The following is a 20,752-nucleotide window of genomic DNA, read 5'->3' on the forward strand; positions in this document are numbered from 1 at the left end:
TCCCATTATGAAACTAACTAATAAAAGTACCATTGGCGAAATCGTAGCAGATGATTTCAGAACGGCGGCTGTTTTTACAAAATACCACATTGATTTTTGCTGTAAAGGATTTCGAACTATTGAGGAAGTTTGCAAAAAAAGAGACATCGACGAAGCTATTTTAATAGAATACATTCGAGATGCAAAACGAAGCACTGTTAATCAATCTTTTGATTATAAAACATGGCCTGTTGATGTTATAGCAGATTATCTCACCAAAACACATCATAGATACATTAACGAAAAAGCGCCTATAATTCTTCAATACTTAAATAAATTATCTGGGGCTCAAGGGGCTATTCATCCTGAATTGCATGAAATTCATACGATTTTCTCAAAATCTTTTTTGGATTTAAAAGCACATTTAAATCGAGAAGAAACAGTTGTTTTTCCTTTCATTATAAAAATGAAAAATGCTCAAAGTAAAGGAGACTATTTAGATACGCCACCTTTTTTAAGTGTTGAAAATCCGATCGCAACATTAAAAGAAGATCATGAAACAGAAAGCAAACGTTTTAGACGAATTGCAGCATTGACAAATAATTACACGCCGCCAACAGAATCTTGCAATACGTACAAAGTAGCTTTTGCAATGCTGGAAGAATTTGAAAAAGATTTACGAAAACATATTCATTTAGAAAATAATATCCTTTTCCCAAAAGTAATTGAACTGGAAAAAACTTTCGAAAAAGTACTGTAAATATATTTAGGATGGAAAAATATGTAATAAAACGAAATGGAGATTATAAGCCTTTTGAAGCTTATAAAATTCAGGATGCAATTCAAAAAGCTTTTCAAAGTGTCAATAAACCTTTCGATAAAAAGATTTACAAGATTGTTCTTTCTGGTCTGGAAGTCAAATATTCTTGGCCTGTTGAAGAAATTCAAGATATTATTGAAAGAGTTCTTTTTGAAAACGGTTATTTCCAAACCATGCGTTCGTTTATTATTTACCGTCATACCCGAAAATTACAGCGCGAACATATTAATGGTTTAAACGATGATACGACTTATATAGACAGCACACAAACTGTTGAAGAATACATAAACCAGTCAGATTGGCGAATCAATGCGAATGCGAATATTTCATATTCAAATGCGGGATTAGTCAGCAATACCGCAGGAAAAGTGATCGCCAATTATTGGCTGGATAAAATATACAATAAAGAAGAAGGTTCTGCTCATAGGAATGGCGACATACACATTCATGATTTGGATTGTCTTACCGGATACTGCGCTGGTTGGAGCCTGCGAGTACTATTAAATGAAGGTTTTAATGGCGTTCGAGGACGTGTCGAGAGCAGACCTCCTTCTCATTTTAGAGAAGCTTTGGGACAAATGGCTAATTTTTTGGGAATTTTGCAAAGCGAATGGGCTGGTGCTCAAGCTTTCAGTTCGTTTGACACCTATTTGGCACCTTATGTTTTTAAAGATCAGCTTTCGTATGAAGAAGTTCTAAAAGCAATTAGAAGTTTTGTTTATAATTTGAATGTTCCAGCGCGCTGGGGACAATCGCCTTTTACGAATATTACTTTGGATTGGAATGTTCCAGAAGATTTAAAAGAGCAGATTCCGACACAAAATAACGAGCATTTATTTTCTAAAATAAAAGATAAAAATCTAATTGAAGAAGCTCAAAAAAGAGGCGTTGAAAAACTAACGAATTTAAAATATGCCGATTTTCAGCAGGAAATGGACCTCATCAATAAAGCGTATTATACAATTATGACTGAAGGTGATGCGAATTGGCAACCCTTTACTTTTCCGATTCCGACCGTGAATATTACCGAAGATTTTGATTGGAATGGAGAAAATGTCAATTTATTATTTGAAAATACCGCTAAAATTGGTTCGTCTTATTTTCAGAATTTTATTGGAAGCCAATATATTTTGGATGAAAAAGGAAATCGAATCGAAAATCCAGAAGCTTACAAACCCAATGCCGTTAGAAGCATGTGCTGCCGATTACAACTCGATTTAAGAGAATTGCTAAAACGAGGAAATGGACTTTTTGGAAGCGCAGAAATGACTGGAAGTATCGGTGTTGTTACAATTAATATGGCACGTTTAGGCTTTTTGCATAGAGGAAATATCATCAATTTGTTTGCTCATTTGGATGAATTGTTGAAAATCGCCAAATCGACTTTGGAGAAGAAAAGAGTCTTTATTCAGCAAATGTACGACCGCGGATTGTATCCGTACACGAAACGTTATTTGGAGCATTTTAGAAATCATTTTTCGACAATTGGCGTAAACGGAATGAACGAAATGGTAATTAATTTTTCTGATGGAAAACAGAATATTACGTGTAGTTCAGGAATTCATTTTGCTACCGAAATTCTAGATCATATTCGATTAAGAATGAAAGAGTTTCAAGAAGAAACTGGAAATCTTTACAATCTAGAAGCAACTCCTGCCGAAGGAACAACGTATCGTTTTGCAAAAGAAGACAAAAAGCGTTTTCCAGAGATTTTGCAAGCGGGACAAAATGAAAATATTTATTACACCAATAGTTCGCAGATTCCGGTAGATTACACCGACGATCCTTTTGAGGCTTTATTGCTTCAAGACGAATTACAATGTAAATATACTGGCGGTACAGTTTTGCATCTTTACATGAGAGAAAAAATAAGCAGTCCAGAAGCTTGTAAAAACTTCGTAAAAAAAGTTTTAACCAACTTCAAATTGCCTTACATCACTGTAACACCAATTTTCAGCATTTGCCCTATTCATGGCTATCTTAACGGAGAACATGAATATTGTCCGAAATGTGATGAAATTTTACTTCAAAAAAACAATCAAAAACACTTGGCTTATGAAAACAAAAACGCATAAAGTTTTAACAGAACACAAAAACGAAAGAAGCAAATGTTTGGTTTACACCCGCGTAATGGGATATCACAGACCTGTAGAAAGTTTTAATATTGGAAAAAAAGGTGAACACCAACAACGCAAACATTTCGAAGAAACCATTATCTATTAAAGGAATATTTAGCCTCACGCCTTTTACTTTATTAGATTATCCGCATAAAACGGCCTGCATAGTGTGGTTTGCGGGCTGTAACATGCGGTGTTTATACTGCTACAATCCAGAGATTGTTTTAGGAAAAGGAAAAATAGATTTTCAAACTGTTTTAAATTTTCTAAAAACCCGAAAAGGATTGTTAGACGGAGTAGTTTTAAGCGGCGGCGAATGTACTTTACATCATAAAATAATTGATTTTATTAAAGAAATCAAAGCAATGGGATTTGCAGTTAAAATAGACACCAACGGCTCAAACCCGAAAATATTGAACAGCCTGATTCGTAATCAATTAATTGATTATGTCGCGTTAGATTACAAAAGTCTTCCTCATACCTTTAAAAAACTAACGCAATCAGGCTTATTTTCTGAATTTGAAGAGAGTTTAAAACTTTTAATTCAGTCAAATATTCCGTTTGAAGTTCGTACTACCTTTCATTCTTCTTTAATTTCAGAAGATGACTTTTCGAAGATGATTGAATATTTAGAAACTCAAAATTTTGAAGGAAATTATTATGTACAGCATTTTATGAATAATGTTCCAACGCTTTCAAAACTAGATAGTTCGAATAAAGAAATACAACTTAAAGACTTCTCAACTTCAAAAATAATAGTTATTTTTAGAGAATAACAAACTTAAAATGAATTCATTATGACTTTACATCATTTTGTATTAATAATTCATCTTTTGGCTGCGACGATTTGGGTTGGCGGACATTTATTGTTGGCCATTTGTTATTTGCCAACAGCGTTAAGAAAAAAAGATCCGCATATTATTTTAAGTTTTGAAAAGAAATTCGAAGTTCTCGGCATGTCTTCTCTAGCCTTATTAATCATTACAGGAATCTGGATGGCATACGATTTTGGCATTACCATCGAAACCTGGTTTGCCTTTAAAAGCGGATTTGAAAAAGTGATTTCAATAAAATTGATTTTGCTTTTCTGTACTTTCTTCTGTGCAATTTGCGCACAGTTTTATGTGATTCCGAATTTAAATGAAAATAATATAAAAAAAATTGCTGTGATTATTATTTCGGTTACTTCTATTGGCGTTACAATGTTGGTTTTAGGATCAACGCTTCGTTATGGCGGGATTTGATTTTGACAAAATTTATAAGCTAACGCGAGCTTTAGCAAATGCTTTTGAAACAAAATATAAATCAAAAATCAACCAAAAGTCTTTCTATATTTATCCATCACGGTTTTAAACAAATCCTTATTTGAAGGCGGCGAAAGCACAATTGCTCTTGAACCAGAATTTATAGATTGTTCGATACTGTCTAAACTTTTTCCGCCAGTTGCCATTACAGGAAAATCTGGAAATTTATCGGCAATTTCTTTTACAATTTTACTGGTATTTGCTCCACCAGAAACGTGAAAAATAGTAACCCCTGCATCAATTTTTCCTTTAAGAAAATCGTAATCAGAAGAAGTAACGGTTGCTACAATTGGTAAAGAAACTTTCTCTCTTATTTTTTTGATGTCTTTATTTTCAAACGGAATATTGACAATAATTCCTGCCGCCCCAACTTCTTCGGCATAAATCGCCATTTCTACCGATTTTTTACCTTTTGTTTTTCCGCCGCCAACACCGCAGACAATTGGTTTTCCTGCAAAATCAATAAGTGTTTTAATGATTTTTGCCGAAGGTGGAAAAGGATAAACTGCTAAAATTGCATCGGCATCATTATTTTCGATGAGAGCCATGTCTGTAGAAAAAAGAAACGATTTTACATTTTCATTTTTCAATACTAAACCTTGACAATTTTTACCAATTATTTCTGGTGTAGTAAGCTCTTTATCAATAGATTTATTTCGTCTAAATAGCCTTTCCCAAAAAGAAACTTTCTTTTTATTGCCCCAAAATGATTCTAAATTTAAATTGATTTCCATGGTCGTAATTTTTGCATTTTGACCAAATTTAGAACATTGAAATTTATTTTATTTACAAAATGAAAGCAGAAAATTACATCTTGTAATGAGTTAGAAAAAATTTGTAGTGAAATTTAAATAAGTACTTTGTAACTTTCTTTAATTAAATTATTCTAAAACTGGAACAGAAAAAGACCTTCTGAAAAAAATCTCATTAGAAGTAACTTCAATTATATTAAAAGAAAAAAATCCATAAAAATAAATATCCCTTTCAAAAATAATTTTAGAATCTGTACTAATAATTTTGACTGTATTTTTTCCTAGAGAAAGATCTACACCTTTAGAAAACGGAGTCGGGATATTTACATTGAGTATGTCGCCAATTTTTTTATCATTCAATAATAAAAGAAAATCCTCTTTATAATGGTTTAAAGGTCCGCCATAAACCGCTAAATAACTATTCGTTCTAAAATTGATATAAAAATTCGCTTCATAAATCAAAATAAAGAGAACAAAACAGCTTGCTAAAATTTTAACCCACTTTATCATTTTTTTTAAGATATTTCATTTTAAAAAAAGCACTTCTAAGCAAATATATACTGAAATTTCGGATATTTTAAAGTTAATAAAACTTTGCTTTCTTGCCTTTTGGTTGCACATACCGCTAATGTTTTTTATTTTTATCGAATCAAGAAAGATTTTATAAGCCCCAAATATTAAATTAAAAGAAAACTAAATGAGTAACAAACAACTTAAAGCTGTCGCTTTTGGCGAAGTATTGTATGACGTTTTTGGCGACGAAAAAAGAATTGGCGGAGCTCCATTAAACGTGGCGCTTCGAATGAAAGCTCTGGGAGCGGAAACCAATATGATAAGCTGTGTTGGTAACGACGACAATGGCGAAACAATCATCAATGAAATCAAAAAATTAGGTTTGGAAACAGACACTATTCTTAAATCTGATGATTTTCCTACTGGATTAGTGAACGTAACTTTGGACGAAAGTAAATCTGCTACTTATGAAATTCTTTATCCATCTGCTTGGGATAAAATTGTTCTGAATGAAGAAGCAAGAGAATTGGTTATTAATTCTGATGTCTTAATTTACGGAAGCTTAGTTTGTCGAGATGAGGTTTCTAGACAGGCTTTAGAAGAATTATTGAACACACATACTTACAAGGTTTTTGATGTTAATTTAAGAAAACCGCATTACGATTATGAACTTTTACTTGAATTAATGCAGTTTGCCAATTTCATTAAATTTAATGATGAAGAATTGGCTGAAATTAGTGCTGCTTTAGATTCTCCTTATACAACTTTAGAAGAAAATATAAACTTCATCTGTTCGCTAACCAATGCAACTGCAATTTGTGTGACAAGAGGAAAAGATGGTGCTGTACTACTTTGGGACAAACATCTTTATGAAAATAAAGGTTACACCGTTAAAGTTGAAGACACAGTTGGCGCCGGAGATTCTTTTTTAGGTGCTTTAGTAACATCCCTTTTAACGGATAAAGAACCGCAAGATGCTTTAAATTTTGCTTGTGCAACGGGAGCTTTGGTAGCAGGATCGGCTGGAGCAAATCCTGAAATTTCGAAAAATTCTATTGAAAATCTTATCAATCAAAATTAAAGATTAAATATAATATATTAAAAGCCTGATTTAACGATCAGGCTTTTTTATAGTTAAAACATCTAATTTAACTTTCAAACATGGGAACTATGTAAATTTAAAACGTAATTATTTCTTCGAGATCGAGACAGGCGCTGTAACTTGCGTTTTGAAAATATTTAATGAAGAATGATGAAAAAATTACGAATTTCACTTATCAATATACACGGACTTCTAAAAGGTTCTGGTCTTGAAATTGGACGAGATGCCGACAATGGAGGTCAGACCAAATACATTTACGAATTAGCCGAATTTTTATCTCAGCATGAAGATGTAGAACACGTGCATCTTTTTACCAGATTGATAGACGATCCTGCTCTTTCTCCAGAATATGCTGTTCCTGTAGAAATTATCAATGATAAATTAGACATTAGGCGAATTCCTTTTCTGGGTAAAAAATACAAAGCAAAAGAACAGCTTTGGGAAGGTTTGGACACTTTCGTGAATGGTGCGATGCAGCACATTAAACAACATAATATTTTTCCCGATTGGATACATTCTCATTATGCAGACGCAGGTTATGCGGCAGCCGAATTATCAGCCGTTTTAAATATTCCTTTTGCTCATACTGGACACTCATTGGGATTTTATAAAAAGAAAAAATTACTCGAAGGCGGTGAAAACGAAGAAGAAATAGAAAAAAAATTCAAATTTGAAACCCGAATTGCCGCCGAAGAAAGGACACTTGAACTCGCAGAATTTATTGTCACTTCTACCGAACAAGAAATTGAAACTTATAAAGCGTATAAAAATTTCGAATTAGGAAAATACCACGCCATTTCTCCCGGAATTGATACCCGAAAATTTGTTCCTTACTATTTTCAAGAAAATGATTCTGAGAAAAACATGGAAGAAATACAACGAAAATATTGGGTTCAAGAAAGTATTTCTAAATTTCTTACCAATCCGCACAAACCTATTATTCTGGCACTTTCTAGACCAGATCGCCATAAAAACCTCAACACTTTAATCGAAGTTTACGGAAAAGACAAAGAACTTCAGAGTCTTGCCAATCTTGTCATTTTTGCCGGAATTCGAAAAGATATTGCCAAAATGCCAGAATCTGAAAAAAACGTTTTAACCGATTTGCTTCTGCTTATGGATAAATACGATTTGTATGGAAAAATGGCAATTCCGAAAAAACATGATGTCGAAAATGAAGTTTCGATTATTTATCGTTATGCCGCAGAAAAAAGAGGTGTTTTTGTGAATTTAGCTTTGCATGAAAACTTCGGCTTGACCGTTATCGAATCTGCAAGTTCTGGACTTCCCGTTGTAGTAACTAAAAATGGCGGACCTTCGGAAATTATTCCTGTTTGCCAAAATGGAGAATTGGTCGATCCGCAAGAAGAAAGCCAGATTAAAAAAGCGCTTCGCAATATTTTAACCGATGAAAATCAATGGAAATACTATTCGAATAATGGTGCGATTAATATTCAAAAACATTACAGTTGGGTAAGTCACGTCAATCAATATGTTGACTTAATAAATGAGAATTTATCGGTTTCTTCTGCTGGCATTAAAAAACAGCATTATCCAAACATCAACATTGACCGATTAAAAAGAAAAATCGATCATTTGTTAGTTTCTGATATTGACGGAACTTTAATTGAACCTAAACTTTCTAATCCTGGTTTAAAAGAATTAAAATCTCATTTAACCAATCGAACAGATAAAATGGCTTTTGCAATGGCGTCTGGACGAAATCTTGAACTTGTAAAACAAGTAATTGACGAAGAAGAGTTTCCTCTTCCCGATTTTATTATTTGCTCTGTCGGAACTGAAATTTATTACACCAACGGAAAAGACTACATTTTAGATAAAGGCTGGGCAAAATTCCTTTCTGGAAGGTGGAAAAGAGAGGATATTGTTAATCGCTTAAAAGCCATTAAATGGATAAAATTGCAGGAAGAAGATGCTCAGAATCCTTATAAAATCTCTTATTATTATGAAAAAGAACATTACGATCATGAGGAATTAATTCGCGTTTTAGGAACGGGCTGGTATAAAGTGAATATTATTCCGAGTCACGGGCAGTTTCTGGATTTTATTCCAAAAAGAGCTTCAAAAGGAAATGCGATTAAATTTTTATGCCGAAAATGGTCGATTCCGCTTTCAAATGTGATTGCTGCTGGAGATTCAGGAAATGATGTAGATATGTTTAGAGGTCCTGTAAAAGGAATTATTGTTGGAAACAGAAGCGCTGAACTGGCAGCTTACGAAACCACAAAAAGTATTTATGTTGCCGCAACTTCAGCATCAGAAGGAATTTTAGAAGGTTTAAAACATTATAAAGTCATTAAATAAAAAATTTAAACACATAGAAACATAGGCTTTTCTTTCTTGTAAAAGTTAATTGAAAGAAACTAGTTTCTCACACATAGCTGTATTTAAACTTTGACAAAGTTTGAAACTCACAAAACTATGTTTGTTAATGCAAGTGAAACGCCTTTTAACGCAAACAAAAACCTATGTCTCTATGTGTTTAAAAAAAAAAAAAATAACCTATTAAATAAGTAATAAAATGTATTCAGGTTCAGGATTTAGCAATTGGGAAATTGGAGATGTTGATGTATTTATAGATGAAAAAGGAATTCATCATTTATTTCATTTAATTATCCCAAATCACGATTATATTGCGCATGCAGTTTCAAAAGATGGTCTCTCGTGGAAAAGGGTTAAAAATGCTCTCTTTGTTGGCGATCCCGGAGAATGGGACGATGATATGTTATGGACCATGCATATTAGCAAAAAATCGGAAGGCGAAGGTTATGAAATGTATTACACTGGACTTAAACGTCAAGATAAAGGAATCGAACAAAAAGTAGGAAGAGCAATTTCTACCGATTTAATTACTTGGAAAAAAGAAAACTTATACGGACTTCCATTTAAAAGTGAAGCGCCTCATTATGAAGGAAAAAACAATAATCCAAGAGAATGGATTAGTTTTAGAGATCCGTTTAAATACCAATATAAAAATGAAGATTATCTGCTAATCTGCGCCAGAAGTGCTTCTGGACCAACTTATAGAAGAGGTTGTATTGGAGTTGCTAAAAGAGAAAAGGAAGGCTATGTGTTGCAAAAACCGCTTCATATTCCGTACGTGTATGATGATGTTGAGTGTCCGTGTGTTTTTGAAATTAAAGGATCACATTATTTATTGGGTTCTATTCGAGAAGATATTAAAGTTCGTTATTGGTCTTCTTCTGAATTTAAAGGCGAATATTCGGCTTTTCATAATAATGTTTTGCTACCACAGGGAAATTATGCCGCAAGAGTCGTAAAAGACGGAAAACATTTTTTGCTTTATAATTTTTATTTTGCCGACGGAAATGTTAATACACACCGCGTTATTCCGCCGCCAAAAGAACTGGAAACAGATAAAAGCGGCAGACTTCTTTTAAAAAGTTATTATTATTGGGAAAAACTCTATCAGAAAACGATTCTTCAAAAAGATCTGCCACTTCCCTTGCCTATTCTCGGAAATCCTACTGCTGAATTTATTCTAGAAAATGAAAATAAATGGCGTTTTGGTTGCAGAAGCGGTTACGAAATTTATGGTTTCGAAAAACCTTCAAGCGATTTTGTTTGGGAAGGAACGCTTTCTGTGGAAGGAATGGGAAAGACTGGTTTTGTAATAGAATGCGATAAAGAAGGAACTGGATATTATATTTCGATTGATTTTATGAACGGTTTTGTTCAGTTTAGAGCGTGGGGATTTAATGAAAAAGATGTTAAGAACAATTTTATTTTTGAGAATATTCAAACCAATCAATTTGAAATTGGTGAAGAAAAACAGATTTCTTTTAAGATTATCCGCTACGGAAATTATTACGAACTTTCGATTAATGAGATAGTAAAACTGACTTTACTTGATTTTAAATACAATGAAGGAAAAGTCGGAATCTATGTTTGTTCGGCTGTAATTTCAATCAGCGATTCAAAAATTCATGTTATTCCAGAACCAGAAAATGAATATGCAGCATCTGATCCTGAAAAATATAATAATGAATTACAGCCTAATTCTGTAGTTTGATGTTTTATTTAAAGCGATAAAATTTAAACACATAGTGTATATTTACGCACTTTTTGTCATTTCGACGAAGGAGAAATCTTCACGAGAAGCTCGACAAAGATTGGACTTTCGTTGCGGAGTTACTTGCGGAGATTTCTCCTTCGTCGAAATGACAAAGATTGTGCTTACTTTGTGCAAATTTAAAACCCTTACACTCTTGATTCAAAACTTTGACAAAGCTCGTTAACGATTTAAAAAACCTATGTTTCTATGTGTTTAAAATCTTTTCTTGCAATAAATTCAACAGATTGATTACAATTTCAATTCAAATAATTATGAAATTTCAAATCCATAAAACCCTCATTTTATTGCTTTTGCTCACTTTTAATTTAGCTAATGCGCAACAAAATGATAAAGAAAAATGCCGTTATACTAAAACCAATTATGGTTATCTGATGGTTCTTCGCGAAGGCGATAATGTTTTAGAATTAATCGAAAATCTCGCCAAAGAACAAAATATTCCGTCTGCAAACTTTACTGGAATTGGTTTTGCACAAGATGCTACTTTTGGTTTTTATGATTTTGGAGAAAAGAAATTTCACCCCAAAACTTTCAATAAAGTAGAAATGGGAAGCATTACAGGATCTATTGCCTGGAGTGGCGACAAACCTTCAATACACATGCACGGCGTTGCAACCGATGATAAATTTGATGCTTACGGCGGACATATTCTTGGACTGAAAGTTGGAACTGGCTCTATGGAAATTTATATTACAGTCAATAGCGAAAAGTTCGAAAGAAAGATTGAACAGCCTTTGAATGCTAATGTTTTACAATTGCCTTGTTTGAAGTAAGATTTTGTACTAAATTCATTGGTGTTATTATTTAAACACATAGAAACATAGAATAGTATACTTAAAAATAGGCGTTTCACTTGCATTAACAAACATAGTTTTGTGAGTGTCTAACTTTGTAAAAGTTTTGAACTTTGACAAAGTTGATCCCAAAGTAGGCACATCGCTATGTGTGAGAAACTAGTTTCTTTCCATCACCTTTTCCAAAAAAGAAAAATCTATGTTTCTATGTGTTTAAAAAAATAAAGTAACGAGGTAACACAGTTATTTTTATTTTTACAGAAAAAACTTAATTTGGTCTTTTAACTGATACGCCAAAAAAATGCCACAAAGTCCTTCTCCAGAAGATGTAAAAAGAATTTTCGAAACTTATTTTTCTGCCGATATGAATATCTGGAAAGGTTTTTCAGAGAAAATTAAAGTACGTGAATTTCAAAAATCTGAAATTATTAAAGATTATAATGGTGTTGAAAAATACCTAAACATCGTTATAAAAGGATCGGCTGGATTATTTGTTTGGGACGGAAAAAGAGATATCTGCATCAATTTATTATACGAAAATAGTTTTATCAGCGATTATATGTCTTTTCTAAATCAGCAGCCGTCTGTTATTAAAACTGAAGCTTTGGAAGATATTACTTTATGGTCTATTTTTCATCAGGATCTAACTGAATTATATCAAAGATCTGAAACAGGTTTGCGAATCGGAAAAGCCATTTCTGAAATGCTTTATGTGCGCAAACAGCAGGAACAGATTAATCTTTTGACGCTTTCGCCTCAAGAACGTTATATAAAACTTATAGAATCTAGACCTGAAATTTTTCAAAGAACTCCATTAAAAATCATCGCTTCTTACCTCGGATTAACGGCAGAAAGTTTAAGCCGAATTCGAAAAAGAGTTATCGAAAAATGATTTCTTACCCAAAGTCAATTTTGTTTTCATTTTGCCTTGCTAAGTTTGCTTTACTAAATCAAACAAAATAACCGATGAAAAATAAAATCAACTTTGGAGCCATTATAGTTTATTACGTAATTGCAATTACTTGCAGATATGTTGCTGTAAAAACTACTTTATTATCTGCAATAGAAAATCCTTATTTAGAAATTCTTCTTCGCGGCGTTGGCCCAGCTTTAGGAGCTTTGGCTGCCATAAAAATATTCTCGCTTCATAATCCAATGTCTTTGAAAGGAATATACAAAAATGCAATTGTACCTTTTGCAGTATATTGGATTCTTCCAGCGGTTTTAATTGCTGGTGTTTATTATTTTGTAATGGGTAAATTCCCGATTTTATTACTGTTTACAGTTTTAGTTTACGGACTTTTAGAAGAAATCGGATGGCGCGGATTTTTACAAGAACAGCTAAAATCACTTCCTAAATTTACTTCTATATTGATTATTGCTATTCTTTGGTTTGCGTGGCATTTAAATTTCGAAACCACGCCAAGCAATATGATTTTCTTTGGAATAATTTTCTTTGGAACTTGGGGAATCGGAAAAGTTTATTCTTCTACCGGATCATTATTAGCAGTTGCTGGAGTGCATTCATTAAACAATTTCTTTCGCAACGGTTTGCATCAAACAGAACTTACCCTGATTCTTTCTTTACTCATAATATGGATTAGTTTTATTATTATTTATAATAGAAAATATAAAACCGCTGCAAATGCGGCTTAAGGAATAAGTTTTAAATATTTTATAAAAAAACGGCGCAAATAGTAAGAGTTTGCGCTGTTTTTATTTTTTAACGAAAATTAATTCAATCTTTCTGTAGTTTCCATTCTCAGACAATATTCACTTCCCAAATAAAGCGGATTACCATGTTTTTCAGACCAAAATCCGTCTAGAATATCTTTGTTAATGCATCTGTAAACCGCAACTCCTTTGTAGGTTTTATGATCGTCTCCTTTATATCTAAAATTAATAACTAGAATATTGTCTTTAAAAAAACCAGTCCCTTTTTGCACTTGCGAATTATTAATAACCCACTCTGCTTTTATTCTATTATTGGAATCTAAAGTTAAAGTCAAAACGCCTTTGTAAGTGATCTCGTTACTTTCATCTTGATTGCTTCCTGAAATGGCATAATTCCCAACTAAATCTTGTATTGTCATTTGTTCTTAATATAAAAAGGCAAAGATAAAAATATCAAACAGCTTCTTTGTAGTAAAACATTTTGAAACTTCAATTTTAGCTCTTAATGAAAATTTAGCAACTGGAAATGAGAATCGTATAAAATAACCCGAAACCTAATTTTTAATTTTAATGAAATAAGTTTTAAGATTTATTAATTAAAAGAAATGAATTATGACAACTGATAGATACACCAATTACGAAGATGAAAATCAAAATTATTCAGAACAATATCAAGATCCTTTTGATGAAAGATTTCTTTTTGAAGAAAATCAATTAACCGAAAATGATTTTTTGAATGCTACGGATAAAAATAATGACGATGATTTTGATTTTGAACAAAATACACCGGAAAGCGATCTAGATGATGATATTGAAGATTTAGACGAAAATGACATGGATGACGATCTAGTGGAACGTTACGATGAAAATGATCGCGAACCAGAAACGTTTAGCGATGATGGTTATAAGATTGATTAATTTATAAAAATAAAAAAATGCTGCCTTTATAGACAGCATTTTTTTTATTCTAAAAGTCTTTCTGTTTTTTCTAAAAAACTATTCATAGCTTCTTTAATGTCAATTCCAGATCTTTCTGCAATTACAATTAGCCACCAAATATTTTCGCCCAATTTATGTTTTAATTCAGATTCAGAATCCAGTTTAGGCCAGCGTTCTTGTTGCGACATTACATTTCTGCCAATTAAACCAGCATCGGTTAGATAAGCCAAAGCATCTTCTTCTACAGACCATTTACTGCCGTGATGATGCAATTCTAGTTCGTGATATTTTTTTCTGATTTCTAAAGAACGCTCAATAATCTCGTCAAATGTTGTGCTCATAATTTCTTTTTTTTTAATGAATTAAATCTGCTTTCGCGAAGATTATTTTTTTATTTTTAAATGTTAAATCAAAGGTTCCTCCCAATTTTCCTTCTGAAAAATCTCCCGTAAATTCGACTTCAAGATGAACGTTTTCTTCATCTTTTACATTCAAATTTATTAATTTTGTAGTGGTATTATAACCAATAAAATAGCTATCAAAATAATCTTTAATTCCTTTGTGACCAATAAATTGTCTTCCAACGGAAGGATCGTCTAATATGGCATCGGATTCGTAAAACTCAAGATACTTTTCGGCATCAAAGTTATTGCTGGCAATAAGCCAATCATTAATAAAATTATGTATGTTCATTGTAATTTCTTTAAAAATTAAACCTAGTTCAATAGGCTTTTTTTGTAATCTGAAGGAGACAGATTGGTTTTGCTTTTAAAAAGCTTATTAAAAGACTGCGGATGTTCAAAACCTAAATGAAACGCAATTTCTGCTGTTGTCATTTCATCTTTCGCCAGATATTCTTTTGCTTTTTCAATTACTTTTTCATGAATAAATTGCTGTGTATTTAAACCAATTAAATTTCGAAGTAAATCGCTCAGATAGCGAGGTGTCACATTCAAACTTTCTGCAATAATATTTACTGAAGGCAAACCTTTCATTGCAGCTTTATTTTCTCTAAAATAAGTTTCTAATTGATTTTCCAATTTAGAAAGAAGATCATTATTTACCGCTTTTCGCGTAATAAACTGACGATCGTAAAAACGATTGGCATAATTGAGCAGTAATTCTATTTGCGAAATAATAACATCTTGACTGAATTTATCAATTCGTTCCTTCAATTCATCTTGAATAAACAGATAAATGCTTAAGATTGTCGTCTTTTCTTTTTCAGAAAGATAAAGTGCTTCTGCTGCAGAATAACTAAAAAATCCATATTGTTTTATCTGTGAATCTAAAGCATAAGAACGAAGTAAATCAGGATGAATGTGTAAAGACATTCCGTCGTAATTGGCTTCTTCTTCTTGCATGCGCAATAATTGTCCCGGCGCAACAAAAGACATTCCGCCTTCTTCAAAATCATAAAATCCCTGGCCGTATTTTAGTTTTCCTGAAAATTTGGTTTTAAAAGAGATTTTATAAAAGTTCAGAATAATTCCGCCTTCCAAATCGTCAGGATCAAATTCGGCTTCCCCATAGTTTATAATACTAATAAGCGGATGAAGTGGCGCTGGAAGTCCCATTGCTTTGTGCAATTGAGATAAGGAATTGAATATAACGGGTTGTTTTTTCATTGCTAACAAATTTAATCATTTATAATGCTTAGAATGTATTTTGATTTATATTAAAAATTGAGGAAGCATTTTTTGAAATTGATTTTCTGGCGTTATAACCAAACGTTCGTTATACAATTCATTAGCATCTTTTCCAGCTATATATCGCAATTGAGCTTTATCATCTGTTGCTGCGTCATAAATAATTTCAGCAACGCTTTCTGCTTTAGTATAATTTGCCAGTTGTTCTTCGCTGTAACCTTCGCTGACTTTCGCAATTAAACCTTGATATGCTTGATGTAAACCGCCTTGCAAAGATCTACCGGCAAAATCAGTCTGCATTCCGCCGGGAGCTACGACTTTTACTTTGATTCCGAATTGCGCCAATTCATAAGCCAAACCTTCTGAAAATCCGTCAACTGCAAATTTTGAAGCATTATAAATCGAACAAGTCGGATAACCCAATAAACCAAATGTTGAGGTAATATTAATGAATGTTCCGCTTTGTCTTTCTCTAAAATAAGGCACGAAAGCCCTTGAAACATTGATTACACCAAAAAGATTCGTTTGAAGCTGATTCTCAATTTGCTCTTCGCTAAAAGATTCTAAAGGACCTATTAATCCATAACCTGCATTATTCAAAACAACATCTACATTTTCTGTTGCTAAAACTTGATTTATGCTTTCCTTTATCTGAGATGAATTTGTAACGTCTAGCGCAATAACTTTTACATTTTCTAAACTCGTTAATTCTGTTTCGTTTTCAGGTTTGCGCATGGTAGCAATAACATTCCAGCCTTTTTCTTGAAATAATTTTGCTGTTGCTTTTCCTAAACCTGATGAAGCGCCTGTAATAAAAATTGTCTTTCTCATAATTGCAGTATTTAATTGTACACTGCAAAATTGTCCTTATTTAAACTTTAGCATGTAGCCAAAAAGGAGAATAGATAAGTCGAAATTACGGAGCACAAAAAAATGTTTTATTATAATTTGTTGTTATTCAGATAAATTGCAACGAATATTTCCTAAAACAACGAAATATCGTAAATTTAAAAATGCTTAAAATCAGGCAATTACCTAAAATCAAAGACATTTAAATAAAGGCATATTAATTGGCTGTTATTTACGATAAAAAAACAAATTTGAATACCTAAAATGAAAACACGCAAGACAAATGCATTTGATCAAGTTAAAAATTAAGAACATTTTTTACTTCTTAATCTAGATTAATCGATCAAGATTTCATTCTAATATACATTTGCATCATACTAATAACAAAACAATAATTAAAACAATAGAAAAGTTTAAATCTTAAACTTAATTATCAATTTTAATTAAAATAATAAAATAATATTAATCTAAAAACTAAAAAATCATGAGCACATTTACAGTAAAAGACGGAACAGAAATTTATTACAAAGATTGGGGAAATGGACAACCAATTGTTTTTCATCACGGATGGCCTTTATCAAGCGATGATTGGGACGCACAAATGATGTTTTTCCTAAAACAAGGTTACAGAGTTATTGCACACGATCGACGCGGACATGGTCGTTCTGGTCAAGCTTCTGAAGGAAATAATATGGAAACTTACGCATCTGATATTGCTGAATTAACTGAGGCATTAGATTTAAAAGATGCAATTCACGTAGGACACTCAACTGGTGGCGGAGAAGTAATTCGTTACGCAGCAAAATACGGAAAAGGTCGTGTTGCAAAAGCAGTTATTATTAGTGCTGTAACACCAATTATGATTCAAAATGAATCTAATCCTGAAGGTGTGCCATTATCTGTTTTTGATGAAATTAGACAAGGAACTGGATTTAATAGAGCGCAATATTTTTATGATTTTCCTATTCCATTTTACGGATGGAATCGCGAAGGACAAACTGTTCAAGAAGGTATCAAACACAATTGGTGGCGCCAAGGAATGATGGGTTCTGTTTTATCTCATTACGAAGGAATTAAAGCTTTCTCTGAATCAGATTTTACGGAAGATTTGAAAAGTTTAGACATTCCGGTTTTGGTTTTACACGGAGAAGACGACCAAATTGTACCTTATGCACAAGCACCTAGAGCAGCAAAATTGCTTAAAAACAGTAAATTAATTTCTTATCCAGGATTTCCACACGGAATGCCAACTACAGAAGCTGAAACAATTAATAAGGATATTTTAGATTTTATAAAATAATTAATTATAACTGCCTGCAAAGGTTTCTTTTCGGGCAGTTTAATCTCTTCTCAAAAGAAAAAAAATCATAACTTTAATAGTTACTTAAGCCCAAAATTTTTACAAATACCGAAAATAAATATATGGAAACAATAAAATTAGAATTAGACGAAAAACAGCATGGTGCTTTTAATCTTTATGTTGATGGCAAAAAATTAGGAGAAATGACTGTAAGCCTTAAACCTGATTTGCTTACGGTTTATCACACTGGAGTTGAACCAGAAGCCGAAGGAAAAGGCTATGCCAAAAAACTTTTGGAAGAAATGGTATCGTATGTACGCGCTAATAATTTAAAAGTTTTACCGCTTTGTCCTTATGTGCATGCTCAATTTAAGAGGCATCCAGATGAATATGAAGATATTTGGAAAAAGTAGTTTTTTCTGATACCGAATTTCTGCAATCTTTGTCGAGCTTCTTGTGGAGATTTCTTTTTCGTCGAAATGACAAGATTGTGTGAAATCTGAGAGAAAAAAACTTTATACATTAAAAAAAATCTATTATGAATACAGAAATAATAACAGACGGTGTTCCTTTAAATGAAGCAAAAAAAGCATTAATTATGATTCACGGTCGTGGTGCCGGAGCGCATGATATTCTGTCGATTGCGAAACATCTTAAAGTGGAAGATTTTGCTTTAGTGGCGCCTCAGGCAGAAAACAGAACTTGGTATCCGTATTCGTTTTTAGCGCCTTTAAACGAAAATGAGCCTTCGTTTTCAAAATCGCTTGAAGCCATTCATCAAGTTGTGATCGCGATTCAGCAAAACGGAATCGAAAAAGAAAATATCTATTTCTTAGGATTTTCTCAAGGAGCTTGTCTTGCTTTGGAATTTACGACTAGAAATGCTGCAAAATATGGCGGAATCGTAGCTTTTACTGGCGGATTAATTGGCGATAAAATTTATGAAAATCATTATTCAGGAAATTTCGAAAACACGCCAGTTTTTATCGGAACAAGCGATCCAGATTTTCATGTTCCTGTAGGAAGAGTAAATGATACTGAGGTATTTATGACAAAATTGGGCGCAGATGTTACTAAAAAAATCTACCCAAATATGGGACATACAATTAGCCAAGACGAAATTAATTGTGCAAATGCTTTGGTCTTCAATAAAAAATAATGATTACGATAACGCGAGTTTACAGCGATGAAAACGGAGAAAGTCATTTTGAAGACTTTGAAGTTCCGTTAAAAAACAATGGAGATATCGGTTTTTTATCTGATGATGAAGCAGTAAAATCTATCGTTTTTAGAGAAGTAAGTCCGTCTTATGATTACGATTTTCATAATGCTCCCGATCGTCAGTATATTGTTCTGTTAGAAGGCGGAGTCGAAATCGAAACTTCTTTGGGAGCAAAAAGAACATTTAATACTGGTTCAATTCTTTTGGTAGAAGATACTACAGGAAAAGGACACAAAACAAAAAATATTGAGTCTAAACTTCGAAAATCAATATTTATAAAATTATAATTTTAATACATAGAAGTTTTTTTAACATCTATAGTTAAAGATTCTATGTATTAAAACTATACTTTTTAATTCTTCAATACTTCTTTCATATTCAAAAAATTCAATTTAATAATTGTCCTTATCAAATCATTATTGATTTTCTAAATATGAAATAATCGTTTCATAAAATTACGATATATCGTATAATCGAAAAATGGCTTTTGCCTGAAAACCATTAATATACAACACATTAACCTAAACAGAATATTCTTTGGTTATATAATTACACGCCAAAAATTAACCGCTTTTTATTTCTTAATCTAGGTTAATCGACGCAGAACCATAACCGACGTAAATTTGTAAAAGAAAAATCAAATAACAATTTAATATAAAAAATACCATGGAAAATAAAATTTTAGGCTTACACCATATTACTGCAATTGCAGGCGACGCTAAACGTAACTTTAACTTTTACTCAAACATATTAGGATTAAGATTCATCAAAAAAACAGTGAATTTTGACGATCCTGGAACTTACCATTTTTACTTTGGAGATGAAGTTGGAAGCGCAGGAACTATTTTGACATTTTTCCCTTGGGGAGAAGGAATTCAGCAAGGAAGAAAAGGTTCTGGAATGGCAACTGAAATTGGCTATTCTGTTCCAAAAGGAAGCTTGGATTTCTGGCAAAAACGTTTTGAGCAATATAATGTGATTTACAATAAACCTGCTGAAAAATTCGGTGAAAAATACTTGACTTTCTTAGATCCAGACGGATTAAAATTAGAGTTAATCGAATCTAAAACAGACGATAACAGAAAGGCTTGGGAAACTGACGAAGTAAAAGCTGATGTAGCAACAAAAGGTTTTCATAACATTACTTTGACTTTAAACGATATCAAACCAACTGCTGCGATTTTAACTGAAATATTTGGTTATAAATTAATCGATCAAGACGTAAATCGCTATCGTTATGCAACAGATGCTGTAGAAAATGCCGCAATTGTAGATTTGGTAGAATTAAGTGATGAAAAACGCGGTTTAAATGCCAACGGAACTGTTCACCACGAAGCTTTCCGTGTAAAAAACGATGAGATTTTAATGCACTTCCGTGAAAAAATTGAAGACTACGGATTGTCTATAACGCCACAAATTGACAGGCAATACTTCCACTCTTTATATTTTAGAGAACCAGGCGGAGTTTTGTTCGAAATTGCAACTGATAATCCAGGATTTACTGTTGATGAAAGCTTAGAAGAATTAGGTAAAAACTTGAAGCTTCCAGCTCAATACGAATCACACAGAAAAGCTATTGAAGAGCATTTGGTTAAAATAAATTAATTTAAATACTGAACGGAAT

The 20,752-nt window shown here is 32.5% G+C and carries 24 protein-coding genes; 17 read left to right on the top strand and 7 right to left on the bottom strand.

What is annotated here, in order from left to right; all coding sequences use genetic code 11:
• The first annotated feature begins 7 nt into the window (after positions 1 to 7).
• From ric to P0R33_RS07660, 5 genes are read left to right on the top strand one after another with little or no spacing between them, the layout of a single operon-like run.
• Complete coding sequence (ric, locus tag P0R33_RS07640; protein ID WP_276174887.1) at positions 8 to 739, top strand: iron-sulfur cluster repair di-iron protein; 732 nt, start codon at positions 8 to 10, stop codon at positions 737 to 739.
• An 11-nt stretch (positions 740 to 750) separates the two neighbouring features.
• Positions 751 to 2,874 carry a ribonucleoside triphosphate reductase gene (locus tag P0R33_RS07645; RefSeq protein ID WP_276174888.1) on the top strand — a complete coding sequence of 708 codons (2,124 nt, stop codon included), beginning with the start codon at positions 751 to 753 and terminating at the stop codon, positions 2,872 to 2,874.
• Positions 2,855 to 3,022, top strand: coding sequence for an anaerobic ribonucleoside-triphosphate reductase (gene nrdD / locus P0R33_RS07650; protein ID WP_276174889.1), 168 nt, complete (start codon positions 2,855 to 2,857; stop codon positions 3,020 to 3,022). Before P0R33_RS07645 ends, nrdD begins: the two co-directional genes overlap by 20 nt.
• Complete coding sequence (locus P0R33_RS07655; RefSeq protein ID WP_276174890.1) at positions 2,976 to 3,692, top strand: anaerobic ribonucleoside-triphosphate reductase activating protein; 717 nt, start codon at positions 2,976 to 2,978, stop codon at positions 3,690 to 3,692. The genes nrdD and P0R33_RS07655 overlap by 47 nt, the downstream gene beginning before the upstream one ends.
• Before the next feature lie 21 nt (positions 3,693 to 3,713).
• Positions 3,714 to 4,160, top strand: coding sequence for a copper resistance protein CopD (locus tag P0R33_RS07660; RefSeq protein WP_276174891.1), 447 nt, complete (start codon positions 3,714 to 3,716; stop codon positions 4,158 to 4,160).
• A 68-nt stretch (positions 4,161 to 4,228) separates the two neighbouring features.
• Here the strand turns inward: P0R33_RS07660 and P0R33_RS07665 are convergent, their stop codons facing one another.
• Both P0R33_RS07665 and P0R33_RS07670 read right to left on the bottom strand, forming a co-directional pair.
• Positions 4,229 to 4,954, bottom strand: coding sequence for a hypothetical protein (locus P0R33_RS07665; protein WP_276174892.1), 726 nt, complete (start codon positions 4,952 to 4,954; stop codon positions 4,229 to 4,231).
• A 147-nt stretch (positions 4,955 to 5,101) separates the two neighbouring features.
• The gene (locus tag P0R33_RS07670; RefSeq protein ID WP_276174893.1) at positions 5,102 to 5,482 is read right to left on the bottom strand and encodes a hypothetical protein; all 381 of its coding nucleotides are present in this window, start codon (positions 5,480 to 5,482) and stop codon (positions 5,102 to 5,104) included.
• Between the two features lie 187 nt (positions 5,483 to 5,669).
• Between P0R33_RS07670 and P0R33_RS07675 the strand changes: the two genes are divergently transcribed.
• The 6 genes from P0R33_RS07675 (at position 5,670) to P0R33_RS07700 (ending at position 13,151) form a co-directional block, all read left to right on the top strand.
• Positions 5,670 to 6,566: a carbohydrate kinase gene (locus P0R33_RS07675; protein ID WP_276174894.1), complete on the top strand. Its 897-nt coding sequence runs from the start codon at positions 5,670 to 5,672 to the stop codon at positions 6,564 to 6,566.
• Positions 6,567 to 6,737: 171 nt separating this feature from the next.
• Positions 6,738 to 8,912 (top strand): HAD-IIB family hydrolase, encoded by a 2,175-nt coding sequence (locus tag P0R33_RS07680; RefSeq protein WP_276174895.1) that lies wholly within the window; start codon positions 6,738 to 6,740, stop codon positions 8,910 to 8,912.
• A gap of 217 nt (positions 8,913 to 9,129) precedes the next feature.
• Positions 9,130 to 10,641 (top strand): glycosyl hydrolase family 32, encoded by a 1,512-nt coding sequence (locus P0R33_RS07685; protein ID WP_276174896.1) that lies wholly within the window; start codon positions 9,130 to 9,132, stop codon positions 10,639 to 10,641.
• Between the two features lie 314 nt (positions 10,642 to 10,955).
• The gene (locus tag P0R33_RS07690) at positions 10,956 to 11,474 is read left to right on the top strand and encodes a PPC domain-containing DNA-binding protein (RefSeq protein ID WP_276174897.1); all 519 of its coding nucleotides are present in this window, start codon (positions 10,956 to 10,958) and stop codon (positions 11,472 to 11,474) included.
• 322 nt (positions 11,475 to 11,796) lie between these two features.
• Positions 11,797 to 12,387 (top strand): cyclic nucleotide-binding domain-containing protein, encoded by a 591-nt coding sequence (locus tag P0R33_RS07695; RefSeq protein WP_276174898.1) that lies wholly within the window; start codon positions 11,797 to 11,799, stop codon positions 12,385 to 12,387.
• 74 nt (positions 12,388 to 12,461) lie between these two features.
• Positions 12,462 to 13,151, top strand: coding sequence for a CPBP family intramembrane glutamic endopeptidase (locus tag P0R33_RS07700; protein WP_276174899.1), 690 nt, complete (start codon positions 12,462 to 12,464; stop codon positions 13,149 to 13,151).
• Between the two features lie 77 nt (positions 13,152 to 13,228).
• Here P0R33_RS07700 and P0R33_RS07705 read toward each other — a convergent pair whose 3' ends face one another.
• A complete protein-coding gene (locus P0R33_RS07705) occupies positions 13,229 to 13,588 on the bottom strand; it encodes a hypothetical protein (RefSeq protein ID WP_276174900.1) in 360 nt (119 codons plus the stop codon).
• A gap of 193 nt (positions 13,589 to 13,781) precedes the next feature.
• Between P0R33_RS07705 and P0R33_RS07710 the strand changes: the two genes are divergently transcribed.
• On the top strand, positions 13,782 to 14,087 hold the full coding sequence (locus P0R33_RS07710; protein WP_276174901.1) for a hypothetical protein: 306 nt from the start codon (positions 13,782 to 13,784) through the stop codon (positions 14,085 to 14,087).
• A gap of 44 nt (positions 14,088 to 14,131) precedes the next feature.
• Here the strand turns inward: P0R33_RS07710 and P0R33_RS07715 are convergent, their stop codons facing one another.
• From P0R33_RS07715 to P0R33_RS07730, 4 genes are read right to left on the bottom strand one after another with little or no spacing between them, the layout of a single operon-like run.
• Positions 14,132 to 14,449, bottom strand: a complete 318-nt coding sequence (locus P0R33_RS07715; RefSeq protein WP_276174902.1) for a MazG-like protein — start codon at positions 14,447 to 14,449, stop codon at positions 14,132 to 14,134.
• Positions 14,450 to 14,462: 13 nt separating this feature from the next.
• Positions 14,463 to 14,801, bottom strand: a complete 339-nt coding sequence (locus P0R33_RS07720; protein WP_276174903.1) for a nuclear transport factor 2 family protein — start codon at positions 14,799 to 14,801, stop codon at positions 14,463 to 14,465.
• A gap of 23 nt (positions 14,802 to 14,824) precedes the next feature.
• A complete protein-coding gene (locus P0R33_RS07725) occupies positions 14,825 to 15,736 on the bottom strand; it encodes a helix-turn-helix domain-containing protein (protein WP_276174904.1) in 912 nt (303 codons plus the stop codon).
• Between the two features lie 45 nt (positions 15,737 to 15,781).
• On the bottom strand, positions 15,782 to 16,588 hold the full coding sequence (locus tag P0R33_RS07730; RefSeq protein ID WP_276174905.1) for an SDR family oxidoreductase: 807 nt from the start codon (positions 16,586 to 16,588) through the stop codon (positions 15,782 to 15,784).
• A 502-nt stretch (positions 16,589 to 17,090) separates the two neighbouring features.
• Between P0R33_RS07730 and P0R33_RS07735 the strand changes: the two genes are divergently transcribed.
• The 5 genes from P0R33_RS07735 to P0R33_RS07755 all read left to right on the top strand — a co-directional run bounded on the left by P0R33_RS07735 (position 17,091) and on the right by P0R33_RS07755 (position 20,733).
• Complete coding sequence (locus P0R33_RS07735; protein WP_276174906.1) at positions 17,091 to 17,906, top strand: alpha/beta hydrolase; 816 nt, start codon at positions 17,091 to 17,093, stop codon at positions 17,904 to 17,906.
• 122 nt (positions 17,907 to 18,028) lie between these two features.
• Entirely contained in the window at positions 18,029 to 18,319 is a 291-nt protein-coding gene (locus P0R33_RS07740) for a GNAT family N-acetyltransferase (RefSeq protein ID WP_276174907.1), read from the top strand.
• Positions 18,320 to 18,444: 125 nt separating this feature from the next.
• The gene (locus P0R33_RS07745; RefSeq protein WP_276174908.1) at positions 18,445 to 19,065 is read left to right on the top strand and encodes a dienelactone hydrolase family protein; all 621 of its coding nucleotides are present in this window, start codon (positions 18,445 to 18,447) and stop codon (positions 19,063 to 19,065) included.
• Positions 19,065 to 19,415, top strand: a complete 351-nt coding sequence (locus P0R33_RS07750) for a hypothetical protein (RefSeq protein WP_276174909.1) — start codon at positions 19,065 to 19,067, stop codon at positions 19,413 to 19,415. Before P0R33_RS07745 ends, P0R33_RS07750 begins: the two co-directional genes overlap by 1 nt.
• 379 nt (positions 19,416 to 19,794) lie before the next feature.
• A complete protein-coding gene (locus tag P0R33_RS07755; protein ID WP_276174910.1) occupies positions 19,795 to 20,733 on the top strand; it encodes a ring-cleaving dioxygenase in 939 nt (312 codons plus the stop codon).
• The last annotated feature ends 19 nt before the right edge of the window (positions 20,734 to 20,752 follow it).

It is taken from the genome of Flavobacterium sp. YJ01, assembly GCF_029320955.1.
In the GTDB taxonomy this organism is placed as follows: Bacteria; Bacteroidota; Bacteroidia; order Flavobacteriales; family Flavobacteriaceae; genus Flavobacterium.